This is a genomic window from Streptomyces sp. NPDC059477, from assembly GCF_042749375.1.
Taxonomy (GTDB): domain Bacteria; phylum Actinomycetota; class Actinomycetes; order Streptomycetales; family Streptomycetaceae; genus Streptomyces.
Genome location: NZ_JBHYUG010000042.1, coordinates 47,100 through 68,122 on the forward strand (window position 1 = coordinate 47,100; position 21,023 = coordinate 68,122).

General features: G+C 70.9%; 15 protein-coding genes. 7 read left to right on the plus strand and 8 right to left on the minus strand.

From position 1 onward, the window contains the following. Window positions 1-39: 39 nt before the first annotated feature. Genes ACFXAZ_RS21655 through ACFXAZ_RS21665 form a run of 3 tightly spaced genes read right to left on the minus strand, consistent with a single transcriptional unit; the run spans window position 40 to window position 3,659 of the window. A complete protein-coding gene (locus ACFXAZ_RS21655) occupies window positions 40-999 on the minus strand; it encodes an N-acetylneuraminate synthase family protein (protein WP_384593527.1) in 960 nt (319 codons plus the stop codon). A 30-nt stretch (window positions 1,000-1,029) separates the two neighbouring features. After that, a complete protein-coding gene (locus ACFXAZ_RS21660) occupies window positions 1,030-2,280 on the minus strand; it encodes a cytidylyltransferase domain-containing protein (protein WP_384593530.1) in 1,251 nt (416 codons plus the stop codon). A gap of 26 nt (window positions 2,281-2,306) precedes the next feature. Beyond that, window positions 2,307-3,659, minus strand: coding sequence for a DUF6716 putative glycosyltransferase (locus ACFXAZ_RS21665; protein ID WP_384593533.1), 1,353 nt, complete (start codon window positions 3,657-3,659; stop codon window positions 2,307-2,309). 198 nt (window positions 3,660-3,857) lie between these two features. On the opposite strand from ACFXAZ_RS21665, the gene ACFXAZ_RS21670 reads away from it, so the two are divergent. The 5 genes from ACFXAZ_RS21670 (at window position 3,858) to ACFXAZ_RS21690 (ending at window position 9,460) form a co-directional block, all read left to right on the plus strand. Next, window positions 3,858-4,844, plus strand: a complete 987-nt coding sequence (locus tag ACFXAZ_RS21670) for a glycosyltransferase family 2 protein (RefSeq protein WP_384593535.1) — start codon at window positions 3,858-3,860, stop codon at window positions 4,842-4,844. Window positions 4,845-5,122: 278 nt separating this feature from the next. Further along, window positions 5,123-6,457 carry an alpha-2,8-polysialyltransferase family protein gene (locus ACFXAZ_RS21675; RefSeq protein WP_384593538.1) on the plus strand — a complete coding sequence of 445 codons (1,335 nt, stop codon included), beginning with the start codon at window positions 5,123-5,125 and terminating at the stop codon, window positions 6,455-6,457. Window positions 6,458-6,700: 243 nt separating this feature from the next. Continuing rightward, window positions 6,701-7,762 carry a glycosyltransferase family 2 protein gene (locus ACFXAZ_RS21680; protein ID WP_384593541.1) on the plus strand — a complete coding sequence of 354 codons (1,062 nt, stop codon included), beginning with the start codon at window positions 6,701-6,703 and terminating at the stop codon, window positions 7,760-7,762. Continuing rightward, window positions 7,752-8,195, plus strand: a complete 444-nt coding sequence (locus tag ACFXAZ_RS21685) for a GtrA family protein (RefSeq protein ID WP_384593544.1) — start codon at window positions 7,752-7,754, stop codon at window positions 8,193-8,195. Before ACFXAZ_RS21680 ends, ACFXAZ_RS21685 begins: the two co-directional genes overlap by 11 nt. After that, window positions 8,192-9,460 carry an NAD(P)/FAD-dependent oxidoreductase gene (locus tag ACFXAZ_RS21690; RefSeq protein ID WP_384593547.1) on the plus strand — a complete coding sequence of 423 codons (1,269 nt, stop codon included), beginning with the start codon at window positions 8,192-8,194 and terminating at the stop codon, window positions 9,458-9,460. The genes ACFXAZ_RS21685 and ACFXAZ_RS21690 overlap by 4 nt, the downstream gene beginning before the upstream one ends. Before the next feature lie 52 nt (window positions 9,461-9,512). Here the strand turns inward: ACFXAZ_RS21690 and ACFXAZ_RS21695 are convergent, their stop codons facing one another. The 3 genes from ACFXAZ_RS21695 to ACFXAZ_RS21705 are packed head-to-tail and all read right to left on the minus strand — an operon-like array spanning window position 9,513 to window position 15,167. After that, window positions 9,513-11,261: a hypothetical protein gene (locus ACFXAZ_RS21695; RefSeq protein ID WP_384593550.1), complete on the minus strand. Its 1,749-nt coding sequence runs from the start codon at window positions 11,259-11,261 to the stop codon at window positions 9,513-9,515. Window positions 11,262-11,265: 4 nt separating this feature from the next. Continuing rightward, a complete protein-coding gene (locus tag ACFXAZ_RS21700; RefSeq protein WP_384593553.1) occupies window positions 11,266-13,653 on the minus strand; it encodes a glycosyltransferase in 2,388 nt (795 codons plus the stop codon). Beyond that, entirely contained in the window at window positions 13,650-15,167 is a 1,518-nt protein-coding gene (locus ACFXAZ_RS21705; RefSeq protein WP_384593556.1) for a glycosyltransferase family 29 protein, read from the minus strand. The genes ACFXAZ_RS21700 and ACFXAZ_RS21705 overlap by 4 nt, the downstream gene beginning before the upstream one ends. A 488-nt stretch (window positions 15,168-15,655) precedes the next feature. Between ACFXAZ_RS21705 and ACFXAZ_RS21710 the strand changes: the two genes are divergently transcribed. Next, window positions 15,656-16,597: a class I SAM-dependent methyltransferase gene (locus ACFXAZ_RS21710; RefSeq protein WP_384593559.1), complete on the plus strand. Its 942-nt coding sequence runs from the start codon at window positions 15,656-15,658 to the stop codon at window positions 16,595-16,597. A 1,030-nt stretch (window positions 16,598-17,627) separates the two neighbouring features. On the opposite strand, the gene ACFXAZ_RS21715 is transcribed toward ACFXAZ_RS21710, so the two are convergent. Together ACFXAZ_RS21715 and ACFXAZ_RS21720 are read right to left on the minus strand one after the other, a co-directional pair. Continuing rightward, complete coding sequence (locus ACFXAZ_RS21715; RefSeq protein WP_384593562.1) at window positions 17,628-18,887, minus strand: trypsin-like serine protease; 1,260 nt, start codon at window positions 18,885-18,887, stop codon at window positions 17,628-17,630. A gap of 76 nt (window positions 18,888-18,963) precedes the next feature. After that, window positions 18,964-19,512, minus strand: a complete 549-nt coding sequence (locus ACFXAZ_RS21720) for a hypothetical protein (protein WP_384593565.1) — start codon at window positions 19,510-19,512, stop codon at window positions 18,964-18,966. 575 nt (window positions 19,513-20,087) lie between these two features. Here ACFXAZ_RS21720 and ACFXAZ_RS21725 point away from each other — a divergent pair. Then, window positions 20,088-21,023: ALF repeat-containing protein (locus ACFXAZ_RS21725; RefSeq protein WP_384593568.1), on the plus strand; the 936-nt coding region annotated here is incomplete at its 3' end.

Genomic DNA, 21,023 nt, shown 5'->3' on the forward strand with positions numbered 1-21,023 from the left:
TCAGGAGGGAGAGATAACCGGAGAAGAAGGGAGGGGGCTTCAGACCTGGACGGGCTCGCCGGCCGCCGCCGCGATCTCCGCCTCGGCCACCACGCCCTGGACGCGGCGCAGCTTCTTCATCGGGCCCAGCTCCGAGTCGTAGACCTGCTTGATGCCGTTGCCCAGCGACGCCTCGATGGTGCGGATGTCGCGGACCAGCCGGGTCAGGCCCTGCGGCTCGACGGAGGCGGCCTGGTCGGAGCCCCACATCGCGCGGTCCAGGGTGATGTGGCGCTCGACGAACGTGGCGCCGAGCGCGACGGCGGCGAGGGTGGTCTGGAGGCCGGTCTCGTGGCCGGAGTAGCCGATCGGGACGTTCGGGTACTCCTTCTCCAGGGTGTTGATCACCCGGAGGTTCAGCTCCTCCGCCTTCGCGGGGTAGGTGGAGGTGGCGTGGCACAGGAGGATGTTGTCCGAGCCCAGGACCTCCACCGCGTGGCGGATCTGGCGGGGGGTGGACATGCCGGTGGAGAGGATCACCGCGCGGCCGGTGGCGCGCAGGGCGCGCAGCAGTTCGTCGTCGGTGAGGGAGGCGGAGGCCACCTTGTGGGCGGGGACGTCGAACTTCTCCAGGAAGGCGACGGCCTCGGTGTCCCACGGGGAGGCGAACCAGGCGATCCCCTTCTCCTTGCAGTGCTCGTCGATCTGGCGGTACTCGGCCTCGCCGAACTCCACGCGGTGGCGGTAGTCGATGTAGGTCATCCGGCCCCAGGGGGTGTCGCGCTCGATGTCCCACTGGTCGCGCGGGGTGCAGATCTCCGGGGTGCGCTTCTGGAACTTGACCGCGTCGCAGCCGGCCTCGGCGGCCACGTCGATCAGCTTGAAGGCGTTCTCCAGATCACCGTTGTGGTTGATGCCGATCTCGCCGCAGACGTAGACGGGCTTGCCGGGGCCGACCTCGCGGGCGCCGAAGGAGCGGACGCGGGAGTGCGAGTGGGGGTGGGGGAAGGAGTTGCTCATGACTCGGGGGTGTCCTTAACTGTCACGTTGTCACTTGTCGAGGGTGTCGAGAGAGGGGCCGAGGAGCCATCCGGCGATCTCCCGGATGGCGCCGTCACCGCCGGGCAGGGAGGTGACGGCGCGGGCGGCGCCGCGGACGACGTCGTGGGCGCTCGCGACCGCCACCGGCCAGCCGACGAGGGCGAAGCACGGCAGGTCGTTGACGTCGTTGCCGACGTAGAGCACGCGCTCCGGCGCGATGCCCTGCTCCTCGCACCACTGCTTGAGGGCGAGGTCCTTGCGGTCGATGCCGTGCAGCACGGGAACCTTCAGCTTCCGGGCGCGGGCGGCGACGACGGGGTTCTGTTCCGTGGACAGGACGAGCAGCTTCAGGCCGCTCTTGCGCAGGGCGGCGACACCGAGGCCGTCGCCGCGGTGCACGGCGACGAACTCCCGGCCCTCGGAGTCGATCAGCACCCGGTCGTCGGTCTGGGTGCCGTCGAAGTCGAGGACGACCGCGTCGATGTCGTCGGCGGTCGGCAGCGCGCCGGGCCGGTCGGCGTCGAAGATCGTGGCGAGCGCGCGGGCGCGGGCCAGCTCGTGCGGGTCGTCGATCTCCAGCACCCGGGCCGGGTCGGTGCGCACCAGTTCGGTGCGGCCGAAGAAGCGGTGCTGGTGCTCGCGGAAGCCGGGCGCGGCCATGGCGTAGGCGGCGCCGGTCTCCAGGAAGTCCTGGGGGCGGTCCTGGCGGCGCGGCCGGAAGGACTTGTCGTGGTTGACGCCGTAGCCGCCGGTGGGCCGGGCGCCCAGGTCGGAGGCCTCGTCGTCGGCGTTGCGCCAGAGGAAGCCGTGGAAGGGGGCGACGGTGACGGCGGTGTCGGCGCCGTTGTCCACGATCGCGGCGGCCACCCCGTCGATGTCCTCGCGCAGGAGGAAGGGGCTGGTGCACTGGACGAGCAGGACGACGTCGACGGGGGCGCCGTGCAGCGCCTCGTGGGCGTTCATGGCGTGCAGCACGGCCGCCTCGGAGGTGGCGGTGTCCCCGGCGATGGCGGCGGGGCGCAGCACCACCTCGGCGCCGGCCTGACGGGCGGCGGCGGCGATGGCCTGGTCGTCGGTGGAGACCACGACGTCGGTGACCAGCCGGGCGCCGACGCATTCGCGGACCGCGCGGGCGACCAGCGGGACGCCGCCGACGGAGGCGAGGTTCTTCGCGGGCACGCCCTTGGAACCGCCGCGGGCGGGGATCACCGCGAGCACCCGGCGCAGCGTCGCGCGGTTGCCCGTCTGGGGGTGGGACATGGGTGTCACTCCTTGTTCGGTGCGGCTCACAGCTCCCCCATCCGCCGGATGACGGGAGCGACCCGCTGGACGCCGTGCCGGTAGGCGCCGCGTGCGGCGCGGCGCACTATCTGCCGGACCGGTCCGGGGTCCTTGTCGTGCGCGGGGGCGCCGGGCAGCGGGGTGCCGTCGGGGCCGAGGTGGTGGCGGGCGAGGATGCCGGGCAGATAGCCGGGCGCGGTCGCCGGGGTGTAGTACGGCGTGAGCGGGGCGAGTCCGCCGGGCCGGGCGAGCAGCTTGCCGATCCGCTCGCGGGCGGCGTCGAACGCGGTCGCGTACGAGCCGTCGGCCGCCACGCCCTGCCGGGCCACCCAGTCCGGGTCCGGGGCGGGCCGGTGCCCGGCGTCGAGCTGGTCCCAGGAGGCGAGGCAGCCGGAGCCGACGAAGTGGTGGTTGCCGAGCGGCTCGCGGACGCCGAGGTCGGTGAGGACGACGGTGGGGATCCGGCGGTGCAGCGACTCCAGCGCGGCCGTCGAGCTGACCGTGACCAGCAGATCGCTGCGGTCCAGGACCTCGCCCATGTTGCCGTACACCAGCCGGAAGTTGGCGGGCGGCTCGCCGAGCCGCTGGGCCAGCTTCTGGTACGGGTGTTCCTCGATGTGGGTGGTGTGCTCGCCGGGCTTGGAGCGCAGCTTGAGCAGCACCTGGCGGTCCGGATGCAGCCGGGCGTGCCCGACCAGCCGCTCCAGCAGATACGCCCGGTCCCGGCGGCTCTCGGGGACGGAGGGCTGGGCGGCGAAGACGACGGTGTACGGGTGGTCGTGCTCGCAGGTGTAGGGGGCGCCGCCCAGGAACGGCAGGGCCACCTCGGTCACCGCCGAGGCGTCCGCGCCCACCCCCTCGTACACCGCCCGGAAGCGTTCGGCGTCCTGGCGGGAGTTGGCGAGGACCAGGTCGGCGCCGTGCCGCAGCAGCAGGCCGTCGGTGAGCTTCTCGTAGACGACGCCGACATAGCCGGTGACGACGACGGGCCGCTGGCGGTGGTCCTCCCAGATCCGCTTCAGGCCGTGCAGCATCGCCTGGACGCCGCCGCCGACCAGGGAGAGGACCAGGACGTCGTATCTCTCCCGGGCCATGATTCTCAGGAACTCCACAGCCGTGACCTCGCGCAGCGAGTCGGCGGGCACGCCGACCTCGGCGAGCTGGCGCGGGGTGGGGGTGGCCCGGCCGCGCAGCAGATAGCCGTCCAGGGCGGGGGAGACTTGCGAGCCGTCACCGGCTGCGGTTTCCATGGACGGGCCGGGGGCGATACGGCGCGCGGTCAGGGCACCCCATTTCCATCGGGTGTCCGAGTCCGCGAGTACGGCGATCCGGGGGGCCTTCGTTGTACTTGGTGGCACGCCCAAGACCGTAGGAAGCAATTCCTAGTTGTAGCCCAACCGCGACTCAACAAAAAGTTAACAGCAGCCCACCGAAAGACGAACTGGCTCGCCAGAGCCGAGAAAGTACACGGGATGCACCGTTCCGACACATTGAGTTCACCCTCTGTACCCCAACCGGAAAGTTCACCAGCGGGGCCGCCTTCTAGGCTTTCGCGGGTGCCAAAGCTTTCCGTGATCGTGCCGTTCTACAACGTGCAGCAATATGCCCCGGACACCCTCCGAAGTCTTCATATGAACGCCAGGAGCGACTTCGAATTCATTCTTGTCGACGACTGCTCCCGGGACGAGACGCCGGCGATTCTCGAACGCGCGGCCGATGACCTCTCGGCCGTCGCCCAGGTGAGGTTCATCCGCCACCAGGAGAACGGCGGGCTCGCCACCGCCCGCAACACCGGCCTCGACGCCGCGACCGGCGAGTATCTGACCTTCCTGGACGGTGACGACTGGCTGGCCCCCGGCTATCTGGGCGAGCTGGTCGGCGCCCTGGAGGAGCTGGGCTGCGACTTCATCCGCACCGATCATGTGCAGGCCAAGGCGCGTGCCCGATCCGTGCACCGGGTGCCGGTGGGCCTGCGGGGCGAGGTGCTGAACCCGCGCGAGGCGATCCTCCCGGCCGACCGCACCACGTCCGTCGACTACGCCTACGCCTGGGCCGGCGCCTATCACCGCCGGCTGCTGGACAAGGGCCTGCTGCACTTCACCCACGGGCTGCGCACCGCCGAGGACCGGCCGTGGATCTGGCAGCTGCACCGGGAGGCGGAGTCCTTCGCCGTGGTCGGTCTGCTGGGCGTCTTCTACCGCCGCGGGGTGGCCAGCTCGCTCACCCAGATCGGTGACGTCCGCCAGCTCGACTTCATCCGCGCCTTCGACGAGGTGATCGAGGAGACGTCCGCCGACCGCGACGCCGCCAAGCTGCTGCCCAAGGCGGTGCGCACCTATCTGGCGATCATCGCCCACCATCTCTCGGAGATCGAGAAGTTCGAGCCGCCGGTGGCCAAGCAGCTGCGGGTGCTGAGCGCGGCGGCGATAAAGCGGATGCCGCAGGAGATGCTGGGGGACGTCCTCGACACCATGGACCTGAACCGCTCGACCAAGCTGCGCCGACTGCGGCGCCGGGTCACCTCAGCGAAGGCGGCGGCGTGATGTCCCGTACCGACCGGACTTCCGGTATGAGCGAGAACGCCGGGGTGGGCGGGGGCTCCGGTGCGGGCGGGGGCTCCGCTGTGGGCGAGGGCTCCGCTGTGGGCGGGACTTCTGGTGCGACCCGGACCTCCGGGGGGACCGAAGCCTCCGGTACCACCTGGTCCTCCGGTACGACCCGGACCTCAGGTACGACCGACACCTCAGGTACGACCGACACCTCAGGTACGACCGACACCTCAGGTACTACTGAGAACTCAGGTACGGCCCAGGCCTCCGGGGTGACCGGGAGCGCCCGTACCACGCAGATCTTCTGTGTCTCCACTCTCTACGGCGCCGCCACCCTCGCCGCCGCGATCGAGTCGGACTGCTTCACCGAGCCCGACCGCCGGGTGCTGCTGGTCTTCAACAACGCGGCGACCCCGGAGACCACGCCGAGCGTGGACGAGATGCCGGGCTTCGAGTCGCTGCGCCCGCACTTCGACGAGGTGCTGTCCTTCAACGAGGCGATCCGGCCCTTCCACCCCGGGGCGTGGGCGCCGCGGCTGGACGACATGCCGTTGCTGGAGCGGTACTTCCGGCTGCTGTGGGGGATGGAGGGCGACCGGGTCTCCCTGGTCATGGAGTCCCTCCAGGTCAACCCCGCGCTGTCGCTGGCCCAGATCTTCACCGGCTGCCCGGTGCATGTCTACGCCGACGGGCTGATGAGCTACGGCCCCACCCGCAACAAGATCGACCCGTTGGTCGGCACCCGGGTGCAGCGGCTGCTGCACCTGGATCTGGTGCCGGGGCTGAAGCCGACGCTGCTGACCGAGTTCGGGGTGCCCGCCGAGACCGTGCCGACCTCGGCCTTCCTGAAGGTGCTGAGCGAACTGACCGCCGGCGAGCTGCCCGCCGTACCGGACAACGCGGCGCTGCTGCTCGGCCAGTATCTGTCCGCGCTGAACATCCTCTCCCCCGCCGAGGAGGAGGACCTCCATGTGCGGATGATGCGCGGGGCCGTCGAGCGCGGCCACCGCTCCATCGTCTTCAAGCCCCACCCGACCGCCCCCGCGAGCTACGGCCACGCGCTGGAGAGCGAGGCGGCGAAGCTCGGCGTCCAGCTCACCGTGGTCGACACCCCGGTGCTCGCCGAGGTGCTCTACGAGAAGACCCGGCCCGCCCTGGTCGTCGGCTGCTTCTCGACGGCGCTGTTCACCGCGTCCGCCCTCTACGACCTGCCCGTCGCCCGGATCGGCACGGAGCTGCTGCTGGAGCGGCTGGCCCCGTTCCAGAACAGCAACCGGGTGCCGGTGGCGCTGGCGCATGCGCTGGTGCCGGGGCTGGCGGACGGGAAGGGCGCCGGCACGCTGTCGGCCGAGCTGCTGCAAGGGCTGATCACCACCATAAGCTTCACGATGCAGCCGCAGATCTACCCGGAATTGCGAGCCCCGGCTGAACGATTCCTTGAACAGCACTACGGGCCACGCACCCTGGTCTACTTCAGACGGCGCCGGCTGACCGCGCTGGGCCTGCCGGGCGGTATCCCGGAACGGCTGTCGTTCCTCCCCCGCTCCTCCACCGCACGGCGAGTGGTGCGCAAGGCACGGCAGCTGAAGAAAAGGATGCACAGCTGAATCCCGGTGTGATGAACGGACATATGGGTGGGTGGATCCGACGGCTGAGGATCCACCCACTCGGCTTTCCACCGGATAGGGGGTGAATTTCCACTATTCCCGGTGACGGAACGGGAAGCGATACCCCATGGACGACCCCCGGCCGACCACTCGTCGCCTGCCGTTCATACGATTTCCATAGCTTCCCCCAATGTCACAATCGCCCTGCGCCCTGCCGGCATCCCCCCGCTCCGGCGGGCCGAGATGACCCAGCAGGACATACGCGTGGTGGCCCAGGCCACCGCCCCCACCACCGTGCCCGCAACCGCACCCGGTCCACGGACACCGCCGGACCCCGGGCGCCGCCCGCTGATCTCGTACGTGCTCCCGGTCTACAACGAGCGGGAGGGCATCACCGCCTTCCACACCGAGCTGACCGCCGCGCTCACCGAACGCCCGGACCTGGACTACGAGCTGGTCTACGTCAACGACGGCTCCTCGGACGGCTCGCTCGCCCTGCTCACCGACCTGGCGAAGAGCGACGGGCATGTGCGCGTGGTCGACTTCGCCCGGAACTTCGGGCACCAGATCGCCATCACCGCCGGACTGGACGTCGCCGAGGGCGACGCCGTCATCGTGATGGACACCGATCTCCAGGACCCGCCCCGGGTCAGCCTGGAACTGGTCGACGCCTGGCGCGACGGCGCCGAGATCGTGCACGCGCGCCGGCGCACCCGCCAGGACTCCGCCTTCAAACGGGCCACCGCGCACCTCTACTACCGGGCCCTGCGCTCCTGCACCGACGTGGACATCCCGCTGGACACCGGCGACTTCCGGCTGCTGGACCGCAAGGTCGCCGACGAACTGCGCCGGTTCCGTGAGCGCAGCCGCTTCGTGCGCGGCATCGTCGCCTCGATGGGGTACCGGCAGACCGAGGTGTCCTTCGACCGCGACGAACGGTTCGCCGGGGAGACCAAGTACCCGTTGCGCAAGATGGCCCGGCTCGCCGTCGACGGTGTCACCAGCTTCTCCACCGTCCCGCTGAAACTGATCACACGGCTGGGCTTCGTGGTGCTGCTGCTGTCCCTCGCGGGCATCGTCTACGCCCTCGCCATGAAGCTGTTCCGGCCCGACATCACCGTCTCCGGCTGGACCATGCTGATGGTCGTCGTGCTCTTCCTCGGCGGCACCCAGATGCTGTCCCTCGGCGTGATCGGCGCCTACCTCGGACGCGTCTACAGCGAGGCCCAGGGGCGGCCCCTGTATCTGGTGCGCGAGGTGATCGGCGGGCGGGACGCCCGGCGGGGGACGCCCGGTGCCCGCTGAGATCCTCACCGGGGACGCGCCCGTGACGGCCCGGGACCCGGCCGGGGCCGCCGGGCGGACCCGCACGCTGCGCCAGCTGGTCCGCTACACCCTGATCGGCGGCAGCGGAGTCGTCCTCGACCTGCTGGCCTTCCTGGTCCTGCACAACGCGGCGGGCCTGGACGAACAGCTCGCCAACGTGCTCAGCACCACGCTGGGCATCACCAACAACTTCGTACTGAACGCGCTGTTCACCTTCGAACGGCGGGACCGGCTCGTGGTGCGCTTCCTGCGCTTCTACGCCGTCGGGCTGACCGGGATCGCCCTGACGCAGCTGCTCTTCCTCGTCCTCACCGACTCTCTGGGGATCGACGCCAACCTGGTCAAGGCGGGCTCGCTGCCGCTGGTCCTGGCGCTCCAGTTCGCGCTCAACAGAAAGTGGAGCTTCGCATGAACCTCGGCATCATCGGCGCGGGTGCCGCCGGCCTCACCGCGGGCTGGGACGCCGTACGCGCCGGCCACCAGGTCACCCTTCTGGAGGCGGCCGGCGAACCGGGCGGTCTGGCGGCCTCGCTGGAGGTGGGCGGCGCCCCGCTGGAGCGCTACTACCACCACATCTTCCGCAGCGACCGCGCCATGATCGGCCTGATCCAGGAGCTGGGGCTCGGTGACGCGCTGCGCTTCCACAAGCCGACCACCGGTATCTACCGGGGCGGCCGGCTGATCGACTTCACCACACCGTTCGACATGGTGCGCTTCCCTGGGTTCTCGCCGCTGGACTCCCTGCGCTTCGCGGTCTCCTCCGCCGCGCTCAAGGCGATCCGCGGCGGCGAGCGCTTCAACGACCGTACGGCGCTGGCCTGGCTGCGGCGCTGGGCGGGCCGCCGGGCCACCGCGTCGGTGTGGGAGCCGCTGCTGCGCGGCAAGTTCGGCGAGCGGGCCGAGCAGGTGTCGATGGCGTGGCTGTGGGCCCGTATCCACTGCCGCACCTTCGAACTGGGCTATGTGGACGGCGGGTTCGAGCGGGTGTACACGGCGCTGCGCGACGGGATCGAGGAGCGCGGCGGGAAGGTCGAGTTCAACAAGGCCGTCGAGTCGATCCAGCAGGACGGCGAGGACGCACCGGCGGTGGTGCGGTGCGCCGACGGCTCCCGCTACGCGTTCGACCGGCTGATCGTCACCACGCCGCAGCCCGTGTTCGCGCGGGCGGCCGGGCTGCCCGCCGGCGACACCGTGTGGCAGAACCAGTACCTGGGCGCGACCTGCTTCGTGCTGGAGCTGGACCGCAGCGCGATCCCGTACTACTGGCTCAACATCAATGAGCCGGACTTCCCGTTCCTCGCGGTGGTCGAGCACACCAAGATGATCGACCCGGCCGTCTACGGCGGCCGTCACCTCCTCTACGTCGGCAACTACGTCGAGCGCGAGGACTGGCGGTTCACCACCGAACCGGCCGAGCTGCTGGAGCGGTTCCTGCCGTATCTCCAGCGGATCAACCCGGAGTTCGACCGGTCCTGGATCAAGGACTGGCACTTCTCCCGGGCCGGGTACGCACAGCCGGTGGTCACCCCCGGGTACCGGTCGCTGATCCCGCCGCACGAGACGCCGATGAGCAAGGTCACGCTGGTGACGATGGCCCAGATCTATCCGCAGGACCGGGGGCAGAGCTACTCGGTGGCGCTGGCCCGGAAGGTCACCGCCTCACTCGGGCTCAGCTGACGAGAAAGGGGCCCCGGCGATCACCCGGCCGGGGCCCCTCATCAGACACGCCCTAGGCCTTGCGCGTGCACAGCACCGTCTTCGAGTTCGGCAGTGACGCCGACGGGGGCGGGCAGTCGTACACGGCGAAGATCCGCTCGCGCAGGGCGGTGTCCACGTTGCCGGGCTGGAACCAGAACCGGTCCAGGACCGCGTAGGGCGCCGGGTCGTGGTCCACGCAGTCCGCGTTCTCCCGGTAGGAGGGCAGCTCGGCGACATCGGGCAGGAACCGGGTGCGCTGGAGGAAGGTGGCGATCGGGTAGCGGCACCGGACCGGATTGCCCAGCTGGTACGCCGTCTCCCCGAAGGCCAGATACAGCACCGGGGCGTCCTCGGGCAGCCCGGCGGCCCGCAGTTCATCCGCGAGGCGGGCCGCGTCCCGCTGCGAGGCCAGGAATTCGGCGTTGGTCTCCTGGACCTTGCCGTGCTGGACCAGGTGCGGTGAGCCGGGCCATGGACCGGCGGCCAGGCAGACCACACCGGACAGGGCGATCAGCGCGGCGGGCAGGATCGCGCGGCGCGGACCGGCGTCCGTGCGCGCGGCCCGGGTCCGGCGCCGCTCCCGCATCGCATCCAGCACCGCCGCCAGCAGCACCAGCACGCCCACGGCCCACAGCACCGCCGGACGCTGGAGGGCCTTCGGCGCCTGCGCGTACAGCGGGGTCAGCGCACCGAGGGCCAGCGAGGCCACGCCGAACAGCCAGGGCGGGGAGCGGCGGGACCCGCCGACGGCGAGGCCCCACAGGGCGGCGGCGAGCACCGGGAGCTGGGCGCCGTGGTAGGTGAACCAGTTGCCCTGGTAGGCGACGACCGCGAGCGAACCGGCACCGGCCGCGAGGCACACCAGCAGCAGTTCCGCGCGCCGGGCCCGGCCTCTCACCCGGGCCAGGAGCAGCACCAGCGCGCCAGGCAGCAGCAGGAGAACGGGGCTCGGCGCGGCCCGGTCGGCCAGGAAGTCCACCGTGCGGGCCAGCAGCTCGGACGGGTCGACGCCGGTCCGGCCGAGCGCGGACTGGTTGATCCGTGGCATGTCCTTGGTCCACTGCCACTCGCGGGGCGCGGCGAGGAGGCTGAACCCGAGCAGGGCGAGCGACACCGCGCCGGAGACCAGCGCGAGACGTACCGCCCGCCACCGGTCGAACGCGTACACCGCCAGCAGCGCGACGCACGCGGTGACGACGGTGGTGAACTTCATCATCACCGCGAGGGCCAGCGGCAGCGCGCCGAGCAGCGCCGCGGGCCAGGGCCGGGCGCAGCCCAGCGCGGCGGCGACACCGCACACGGACAGCACCACGGCGGCCCACTCGGGCTGGAGGAAGTCCACTCGTGGCGCGAGTGCCATGGCCAGGCCCACGGCTCCCGCGGTGAGCGCCGCCTCACGTCCGCTGACCCGGCGGATCAGCGCGAGGTACAGGGCGTAGGCGGCGGCAGCGGCGAGCAGCACGCCCGCCGCGTTCATCAGGGCCTCGCTGAGCGCCGTACCGCCGAAGGAGAGGGCGTCGAGGCCGGCGACGAACCACCGGTAGAAGAAGGGGCGATGGACGAAGAGGTCCGACGGGGAGTGGCCGGCCGCCTCGCCGGAGCGCAGGGCGGCCAGCACATAGTGCAGATCGCCGGTGAGCCGGCGGGCGACGACGGTGTACACCACGGCCGCCGCCGCGGGCAGGGCCACCACCGGCCACCACAGCCGGGAGCGGCCCGGACCTCCCCGCCGCCCCCGGGGCGCGGTGGCGGCGGGGGCGTCCGGGGTGAGCACGCTCACCGGATCAGCTCCCGAGAATCGCGCGCAGGTCGGCGGCGTTGGCCTGGGTCACCTTCCACAGCTCCTGCTGCCGGCCGTGCACGTCGGCGACGCTCTTGGCGTGGTCGGCGAGCAGATCGCGGGAGCGCTCCACGAGCAGCGCGGCGAGGTCGCGGTCGTGCACGGAGACGCCCCACTCGGGCCGGTCGATGTCGCGCAGGAAGTACGCCATCTTCGGGTGCGAGATCAGGCTGATGATGGGCGTGCCGCAGCCGAACGGGATCATGCCCGCGTGGCCGCGCATGCCGATGACCAGCCGGGTGCGGGCGTACAGATCGCGGATCTCGTCGTTGTCGAAGTCGTACATCGGGATGACCGGCAGCGAGATGCCGTGCTCGCGGCGCAGGTCGAAGGCGAGCTTCTCGTCGTCGAGGGAGTGCGCGACGCACTGCACCTCGGCGAGCGCGCCGAGGTCCTTGACGGCGCTGGCCATCTGGGCGAGGAAGTAGCGGTAGTCGTGGCCGAAGCGCAGGCCCGCGCGGTCGTAGGCGGCGTTGAGCAGAATGGTGTCGTCGCGGATCAGCGGGTCCTGCCAGTCGTCGACGAGCTGCCGGGTGACCGTGGTGGGGCAGGGCTGGAAGCGGACCTTGTCGTGCAGGTGCGCGGGGAGCATGCCGCGCACCTTCTCTATGGAGCCGTGGTTGCGCAGCCCGAAGAAGGCGGAGCGCTCCACGAGCTTGAGCAGCGATTCGCGGAACCGCTGGGCGCGGTAGGACTGCCCGTCGAAGGCGTTGAAGCCGACCGCGTAGACCGCGATGGGGACGTCGATGCGCTCCAGGAGGTCGTCCGGGACGTTCCACTGCCAGGCGCTGTTGCCGTTGGGCATGGTGTCCGGGATGAACAGGCCGCCACCGCCGATGACCAGTCCGCGCCGGGCGTTGACCCGCTCCAGGGCGGCCTCGTCGAACAGCCGGTGGGCGTGCACGGAGTGCCAGCGCCGGGTGGTGGTGTCGGGGTCGAAGGCGAGCCGGACGCTCTCCGGGAGCAGCTTGTCGCCGGCGTTGCCCTGCCGGTCCATGTAGAAGGCGACGTGCGCGAGCTGCTGGTCGGCGCTGCCCTGCTGCTGGGTGGGCACCTGGGTGGTGCGCTGGTGCCAGAGGCGGCTGGCGCGGTGTGTGGGATCGACGGTGAGTCCGGCCAGCGCGTAGGCGCGGGCGGTGGCGTCCTCGCCGTGCACCCAGGAGATCTGGGCGAGCCGGGCGAAGGCGGTGGCGGCGCGGTTGGGCGCGGCGGTGGCCAGCAGCAGCTGGGCGTCGGCCTCGTCGTAGCGGGAGACGCTCATCAGGGCGTGGCCGTAGACCTCGTGCGGCCAGGCCTCGTCGATGGGGATGTGCACCTGCTCCAGGACATCCACGGCCGACTGGTAGTCGCCGGCGCCTATGTGGGCGAGGGCGAGGCGGCGGGCGATGTCGACATCGCCGGTGCGCCGGACGTGCGGGGTGGCGAAGTGCACCAGCAGGTCGTGGTGGTGGGTGCCCGGCCGGGAGACGTAGGCGGCGGCCAGTTCGGCGTCGCTGATGTCGAACTCGCGCCAGCGCTCCTGTGCCTGGCCGTAGCCGGACTCGCCGCCCTGCCAGGGCTTGTGGCGGCCGGTGAAGTGCAGGATCGCGGTGTCGTCGGGGACCGGCAGGTCGCCGGACAGCCGCCGCTTGACGAAGTTGTACTTGGGGTCGAGGTCGACGAAGTCGCCGTCGAGCAGGGCGTTGAGGATGCCCTGGTCGTGCTTGTCGAGTTCGTAGGCGCCGCTGCGGCCGATCTCGTCGAGGCGGGCGCAGAACGCGTCGGTGAGGTATTCCTTCTGGATGACGAGCAGTCCGCTGTTGAGCATGCGGGACTTGTCGCCGTAGAAGAACTGCGAAACGGCCGCCAGGCCCCGGCGCAGCGCGAGGAGTTCCTTGAGCGGACCCAGGACCACCATGTCGGTGTCCAGGGTGATCACGGTGTCGTAGTCGCGGATCTTGAAGACGTCGAGGATGAAGTACGCCTTGCGGACCAGGTAGTTGTCCTGGTCGCCCTTCTGGTACGAGTCGTAGTGGTCGGCGTCGACCCGGCGGAAGATCACGCGGGGGTGCAGGGCGCGGATGCGGGCCACGGAGGACGGCTTGAGGTCGTCGTGCAGGACGATGAAGTCCTCGCACACATCCGGGTTGGACAGCGCGAGCGAGCGCAGCAGGACGAGGAAGCCGGGCAGGTAGTTCTCGTCCACGAAGCTCGCGAAGGCGATCCGCCGCTTGCCGGTGAGGGCGGCGGCGGACCCTGCGGCGGATCCCGCGGTGGCGGAACCGGCGGACGGGGGCACGGCGGTGCGGGCCGCCGGCTGGGTGGGTGCGGCGGCTATCGGGGGGGTGGTCATCGCAGGGAAGTCCTCATGCCGGAGACGCGCTGGGCCCGTTCCATGACCCATGCCTTCTCGCTGCCGTATTCGTGGACGTTGGTGATCGGCAGCTTCATCGCCTCCGGGACGCGGTAGGCGCCGCTCTCGTAGAAGTCGAAGCCGATCAGGTCGAGGGTGGGGCTGACGTCGAGGAAGTCGAGCAGCCAGAGCATGTTGAAGCCGGAGGTCGGGATGCCGGAGAGCTGCTCGGAGGTCCAGCCGCCGATGTTGCGGACCGGCCAGCGCAGCGACTCGTCGCAGATGTACTTCTGCGCGCCGGCCACCAGCTTGTTGCGCATCGAGTACTTCCAGTCGGACGAGGAGCCGCCGGTGATCAGGCGGATGTCGACCGGTTTGTCCCAGTTGAAGGCGTGCTTGTGGATGGAGACATGGATGTTCGTCTTCTTGCCGGTGTGCACCGGGTCGATGCGGTACGAGTTGAAGCGCATCACCAGGTCGTAGGAGTCGATCTCGGCGCCCATGCCGCTGTCGCCGACCTTCGCGGAGTTGGCGATCAGGCAGATGGACTTCCCGGCGACCAGGTTGCGGAACTCGCCGAGGCTGATCCACTGCACGCCCTCGAAGAGCGGGTCGACGACGGGGCCGCGCATCCGGACCCGGCGGGCCTCGGCGTACAGGCCAATGGCCTCGGTGAGTTCGGGCGTCGGCCTGGAGTGGCTGCGGGTGCACAGGTCCAGGTAGTGGCTGAGCGCCTCCTGGAAGTCCGGCTCGGCGGCCTCGGTGCGGTCCATGGCGAGGAGGGCGCCGACGAGCCGGGGCTGCGCGGCGTCCCAGTCCTCGACGGCGTGGGCCGCGAGCCCCTCCGCCCATACGTCGGTGGCGGGGCGGTCGGAGAAGCGGCCGGCCTCCGGTGCGGTGCGCTGGAGCAGGGCGAGCAGCTTGGCGCGGCGGTCGAGGGCCGTGCGGATGCCGGAGACGCGGGCGGCGACGCCGTAGCCGTCGTCCTGGGTCAGACCGAGGTAGCGGTCGAAGGCGTCGGCCGCGGCGGCGGGGCGGCCCATGGCCTCCAGCAGCCGGCCGCGCAGCCGCCAGCCGGCGCGGGAGTTCTTGCGCTGGGTGAGGACGGTGTCGCTGATGAGCAGGGCCAGGTTCAGCTCGTCGTCGTAGCCGACGTCCACCGCCTTGTTGCCGACATTGAGCAGGGCGTCGAGCAGTTCGTTGGAGATCGAGCCGGGGCCGGAGCCCGAGGCCGCCTTCACACCGCGGCGGAGCAGTCCGCCGGCGCCCGGCGCGGCGGGTGCGGCCTGGGCCTGCGAGGCCCAGGCGGCCAGCAGTTCGCGCAGCTTCTCGGCCAGAGCGATACGACGGGAGTCGAGGCTGCCGACGAGCTTGCCGCTGTGCACCGCGCAGGCGCGCAGGCAGTCGTCCAGCTCGGCCGGGGTGATCTGGGCACTCGGTGGTTCGGCGTCGGCGGGCGCGGACGTCAGGCCCCCGGTCCTGGGGCGTGCCCATCTGCTGCGAACCCTCGTCATGGTGCTCCTGCTCTGGATATGGCGAACTCTGGATTTGGCGAACTCTGGGTGGGGCGAAGTCTGGATAGGCGGACGTCTACGGACGGCGGACGCCCGCCCACGCGAAGAGGAAGGTCGGGGCACGGTAAGAAACCAAGGCAACGCTGCGGTGAACTACGCGAAACCGGATAGCAAATCGTATGATCAGCCCGCCAAGAAGGGTTACGCCCTCTTCATGAGCATGGCGACCCCGTGACCAGCGGACACACCGGCCCGCACCCCTCGCGCTCCCCTTCCCGCCATGGCGCGTTCGGCAGAAGTTATCTGACCGGCCACTGCGCTAGCCCTTACGTTCGAACGGCACGGGCCTAGCCTTTCCTGCACTCACGGGTCGGCACGCCGCCCTGCTGGCGCGCCCGTCGCCAGGATCCGCGCCTCCCGACCCGCCCCGCCCCGCTCCCCTCAGCTCTCGTCTCTCCTCCCGCGATGCGATCGAGGTCATCGGTTCTATGAAAAGCCGTTCCCTGCTCCGCAGTTCGGTCTCCCGGCGGGTGCTGCGCCCCGTCGCCGACCTGATCGACCAGCGCATCGAGCGGCGGGTCCGCTCGGCCGTCGCCGGGTCCACCGCCGACCACAGCCGCACGGACGTCGCCCAGCTGCGGCGCGAACTGGACGAGCTGAAGCAGCTTCAGCTCACGCTCGACCTGCTGCTGGGCAAGCGGGCGCGGGGCATCAGCCGCATCGTCGTGCACACCCATCTCAACCGGCTGTACGCCGAGGTCGCCAAGCTGTCCGGCGACCGTGCCACCGCCGAGCGCAATGTCGCCGCCGCCTACCGGCTGCTGATCGCCCTGGAGTCCCTGGGTGTGGGCCGGGTCGCGGGCGGCACCATGAACATCTGCGGCAAGCTGGGCACCATCCCGCTGCTCGACCCTCCGAACGACGAGGTCCTGGAGATCGGCACGCTGTACGGCATGTTCTCCGCCGGTCTGATCCGGATGCTGGAGCGCGACGGCCGCAGCCCGAGCGTGACGATCGTGGACCCGTTCGCCGGGGTGCAGCTCCAGCCGGGCACCACCCAGAGCGACGACCCCACGGGCACGCCGGTCGACGAGCACGCGGTGCGCGCCAATCTCGCCCTCGCGGGCCCGGCGGGCGTGAACGCCCGGATCCAGCGCGGCTTCTCGGAGGACCCGCAGACCCGGGCCGCGGTGTCCGACCGCCGGTACGGGGTGATCATCGTGGACGGCGACCACTCGGCCGAGGGGGTGCTGGCCGATCTCCAGTGGGCCGAGGAGATAGCGGCCCCGGGCGGGGTCGTCGTCCTCGACGACTACGGCGACCCCCGCTGGCCCGGCATCAAGGACGCCCTGGACAAACACCTGACCGGCGAGACCCGATTCACGTACCTGGGAAAGGCGGCCCGGTCGGCGTTTTTGCGGGCGGGGTGACCGGGGCCTGGGCGGGGCCTGGGCGGCGGTGCTTTCGCGGGCGGGGTGACCGGGCCCGGGCGACGGCATACCTGCGGTGCCCTGATCCGGGCCCGGGCGACGGCGTTCTTGCCGACGGCGTGACCAGCGGCTCGCGTGGCGGCGTCCGCGGACGGCATGACCGGAGGCTCGGACTCCGACGCTCTTGCGGGTGACCTGAGCCCGGCCCGGGCAGCGGCGTTCCCGCGGGCCACCTGGTCCGAACCCGGGCGTCAGTGTTTTCGCGGGCGGCGTGACCGGGCCCGGGCAGCGGCGTCCTTGCCGACGGCGTGATCGAGGCCCGGGCGACGGCATTCCTGCGGGCCATCTGATCCGAACCCGGACGCTGGTGTGTTCGCCGACGGCGTGACCGGGGGCTCGGGTGGCGGCGTCCTCGCGGACGGCGTGACCGGAGGCCCCGACGCCGACGCTCTTACGCGACCTGAGCCCGGCCCGGGCGGCCCGACGTTCCCGCGAGCCACCTGGTCCGAACCCAGGCGCCGGTGTTTTCGCAGCCCGCGTGACCAGGAACGGGCAGCGGCGTTCCTGCCGACGGCGTGATCGAGGCTCGGGTGGCGGTGTCCTCGCGGGCCGCCTGATCCGGGCCCGGGGCGGCGAGCGGAGGAGCTGTCGGCGGGGGCGGGTTGAGGGGGGCGGCGTCAGCCGAGACAGCTGCTGGCAGTCGTGACCGCTGAGGCGATGGAGGTCCGTCGCCCCAGCGGAGCCGAGCGTGAGGGGGGAGAGCCGGCGCGGGGGCACTCCGTCGCGCCGGGTCGCGGGGCGTGCTGGGGAGCGTGTTGCGCCGTCATCCGGCAGGACCCCGGGCAGTCCTGCCGACGGGGCGGCGGCGAGGTCCCCTCGCGTGAGCGAAGCCGAGCGTGGGGGGAGCGGGCGAGCGCAGAGGCGGCGGCGCGCCGGGCGCGAGGCCGTGCCGGGAGGAGGATCTCCGCCGTACGGGGGGGCCGTCGGCCTCCCCCGCACAGGCGGGATCCTGGGCATCCGACCCCCGGCGTCAGCCCAGCGGCAGCGGTGTCGGGGCCGCCGGGGCCGCGCCCGCCACCTGGAAGTTGTCCGCGTGCTCGAAGGTGAACCGCTCCCAGCCGCCGGTGACCGCGGCCGAGCGGGCGCGCAGCAGATTCGCGTCGTCGCCGGTGTAGTTGGCCTCGACGGCGACGTACTTGTCGTTCACCTCCGCCCTCAGGGCGTAGTTCGCGCCGCCCTGGGGCACCAGGGTGTACGACTCCCAGCCGTAGGGGATCGCGGTGCGGGCGCGCAGCATCCCGTTGTAGTCGCCGGTCTGGCTGTTCTCCGTGGTCACGTAGAGACCGTTCGCCAGGGACCGGAGGGCGATCGTCGTCCCGCCGTCGCGGGTGTGCAGCGTGAACTGCTCCCAACTGCCGGCGGCGGTGTCGCTGCGGGCCCGCAACTTGCCCGTGTGGTTGCCGGTGGCGTTCAGTTCAGTGGTCACGTACTTGTCATTGACGTGCGCCTTCAGGGCCCACCGGGCGACCTGGGGGCCGATCCAGCCCGCGAGGTCGTCCACCCGGGTATCGATGGCTCCGGTGCTGGTGACGGACTCGTCCGTGCCGAAACAACCGCCCTGCCAGGAGCGGCTGTTGATGGCAACGAGCTGGACCGTCCCGCCGCTCTCCCGGAACGCGGGGCCACCGGTGTCACCGGCGCAGACGGCGGCGCCGCCCTGGCCCGTGATGTCGATCTCGGTGGCACCGACCGCGTCGACGCCGAAGGTGCCGGTGTGCAGCTTCAGCGGCGACCACTCATCGGTGGTGCGGCCGTATCCGGCGACCTTCAGCTGCTCTCCGGCGACGGGCGCGGTGGCGCTGAGGGTGACGGGGGTGATGCCGGTCACCGCCGTCGCCAGCCGGGCGAGGACCAGGTCGCGGTCCGGGTGCGGCACCAGTTCCACGATCTCGCGGACCTGGCCGCCGGTGGTGGCGAGGTCGGTGCGGCCGACGGTCGCGGTGGTGGGGAGCGCGGGGGCCCCGGCCGGGACGTCGATGCTGACGGCGGGGTCCGCGGCGAAGCAGCTGGCGGCGGTGAGCAGCCAGCGTGCCTCGATGAGGGTCGCGGAGCAGGCGCGGGTGTCGTCACCCGTGCCGATGTCCAGCTTCGCGGTGAAGGCGTAGGCGCCGGCGGCGGCGGGAGTGGCGGTGATGGCGTGGGCCGAAGTGGTGGGGAGCAGCAGGGACACCGCGGCCAGAGGCGCGGTGAGTGCGGCGAGCCAGGTGGTGCGGGCGTGACGTCGTGGCATGACCGTTTCCTTGAACGAGGGGAGCGGCGGGCGGGCTCGGGGCGCTTCGGTGACGTGAGAAGGTCCGCGCGAAGCCCTACTTGGTGGCTCTGATCTCCACGAGCGTGTGGTCGCGCTGTTCGGGATCGGTGGTCTCGCCGACCGCCGTGAACTCGTTCTTGGGGATGTCGTAGGTCTTCTCCTCGTCATCGACGGTCATGCTGAGCTCGGTGGTGTAGTCGTTGCCCAGCACGCCGTAGACCGCGGGGATCTCCAGGCTGAGGTAACCGCTGTTGCCCGTGACGCGGAAGCAGATCTCGCCGCCGCCGCGGGCCCAGAGCGAGAGCAGGCCGGTCTGGCTGTCGCACTCGGCGAGCACGATGTGGCCGTCGCCGCGCTTGAGGGTGATGCCGCGCTCCGCGAGGATCTCGTCCGCCTGCGGATAGGCGAAGTCCTCGACCGCGTAGCCCGGTGCCGCGTCGGCGACGGTCTCGGTGGAGGCGCCGACGCCGTCCGCCGCCACGGTCGGGCCGCCCGACACCGCGAGCCAGGCCAGGGCGCCCGCGACCACGGTGGTCAGGGCACCCCGCACCAGGCGCTTCAGGTTCGGCCTCGGCTTCGGCGTACTACCGCTGTGTTCCTTCATCACTGTCCTAGTTGTCGGTTCCGATCGGATATCCGGAACGTGGCAAATTCAGGGGTGAAGGCCGCATGGTCCGCTCACGGCATTCGGGTGAGCGGAAATACCGGGCCGGAAAACCCGGCCGGAGAATAAAGGAGTGGATTCGAATGCACAGCCTCCGCACAAGATTCCCCCAGGCACCCCTCCCCCAAGAATCAACATGCCCTCAATTCACTGTCAAGGGCACCCATGAGGTTCACAGCAAGCTGGTGTCTTTTGCTCCAAGTCACCTACATTTGCGGCGAGTTGACCCCCTGCCCCCTTGATAGTAAATGAACAGCAGGTGGCGGAATGACGAATTACCCATTCAAGCAAGATCCGGTTTCAACTATCTGGTGAGCCTATTTCCTTTTCCTGGCCGCATGTGCCTGTGGCCAGTGCACGCTTTCTTGCTTAAGGTCACCATGCACGTTGTCGCGTCCGGTCCCAGGGATATCGCCTACGCGTTTCGGGACACGTACGTGGCCGACACAACGTTCAGCCCGGCGGTCTTCAGCCGTATATCGGCGACCGCCGGGCGCCGATCCCGAGGGGCCTCTTTGGACACCAGCGAGACCACCTTTTGGAGCAGACGACGCTTTATCGGGGCCCTGGCCGCCACCACGGCGGTCGCAGCCACCTCCAGCCTCGTCCTGCCCCCGACAGCCGCCCACGCCAACACCCTTCCCGTGGACGACCTGCCACCCCATCTGCCCGACACCGAGCGCGCGAAGGCCGTATGGGCCTACCGGCTCGGCGGGCGCGCGGTCCGGGAGAGCGCCGGCACCGCCCTGGCCGGCACCGACAGCCAGGTCACCACCTTTCTGACCAGCCAACTCCCCGTGGCTGTCGCCGAGGACAACCGGGTGGCGATCTTCGGCGCCTTCGCCTGGGCCGGACGGTCCGTCCAGACCGCCGCGACACAGGCGCTGACCTCGGGTGACCCGGCGATCGCCGCCTACCTCAAGGACGGCTTCCAGTCACCGCTCCTGACCGACCTGCGCGCCGAGGTCTTCCGGGTCAGGAACAGCGGCGGCAGGGGCATCCAGCGGGAAGCCGCCGCGGCACTGGCCACGGACACGCGCGGCGCGCTGGAGACGTTTCTCTCCGAGACCCGCTACACAGCGCTGGACGAGGACGAACACGCCGAGGTCTTCAGGATCCTCGCCACCGCGTCCCCCGAGGTGAAGAAGTACGCGCAGCGCGCGCTTTCCGACGGCTCCGCGGGGGCCGTCAACTGGTTCCTGACCACCGGTCAGCACATCGCCCGGGCCCGCGACGAGGAAGCCGCCACCATCGATCAACTGGTGGCGATCGTCGAACGCGAGGGCAAGGAGGCCAGGCTCAACACGGACAAGGCCGTGACCGCCTCCGAGCAGGCCACGGAGGCCGCGAACAAGGCGAAGGAAGCGGCCCTTGAGGCCGCCGCCGAGGCCCAGGCCGCACAGAACGACGTCGCCAAGTCGGCGAAGGCCGCCAACAAGGCGGCCAGCGCC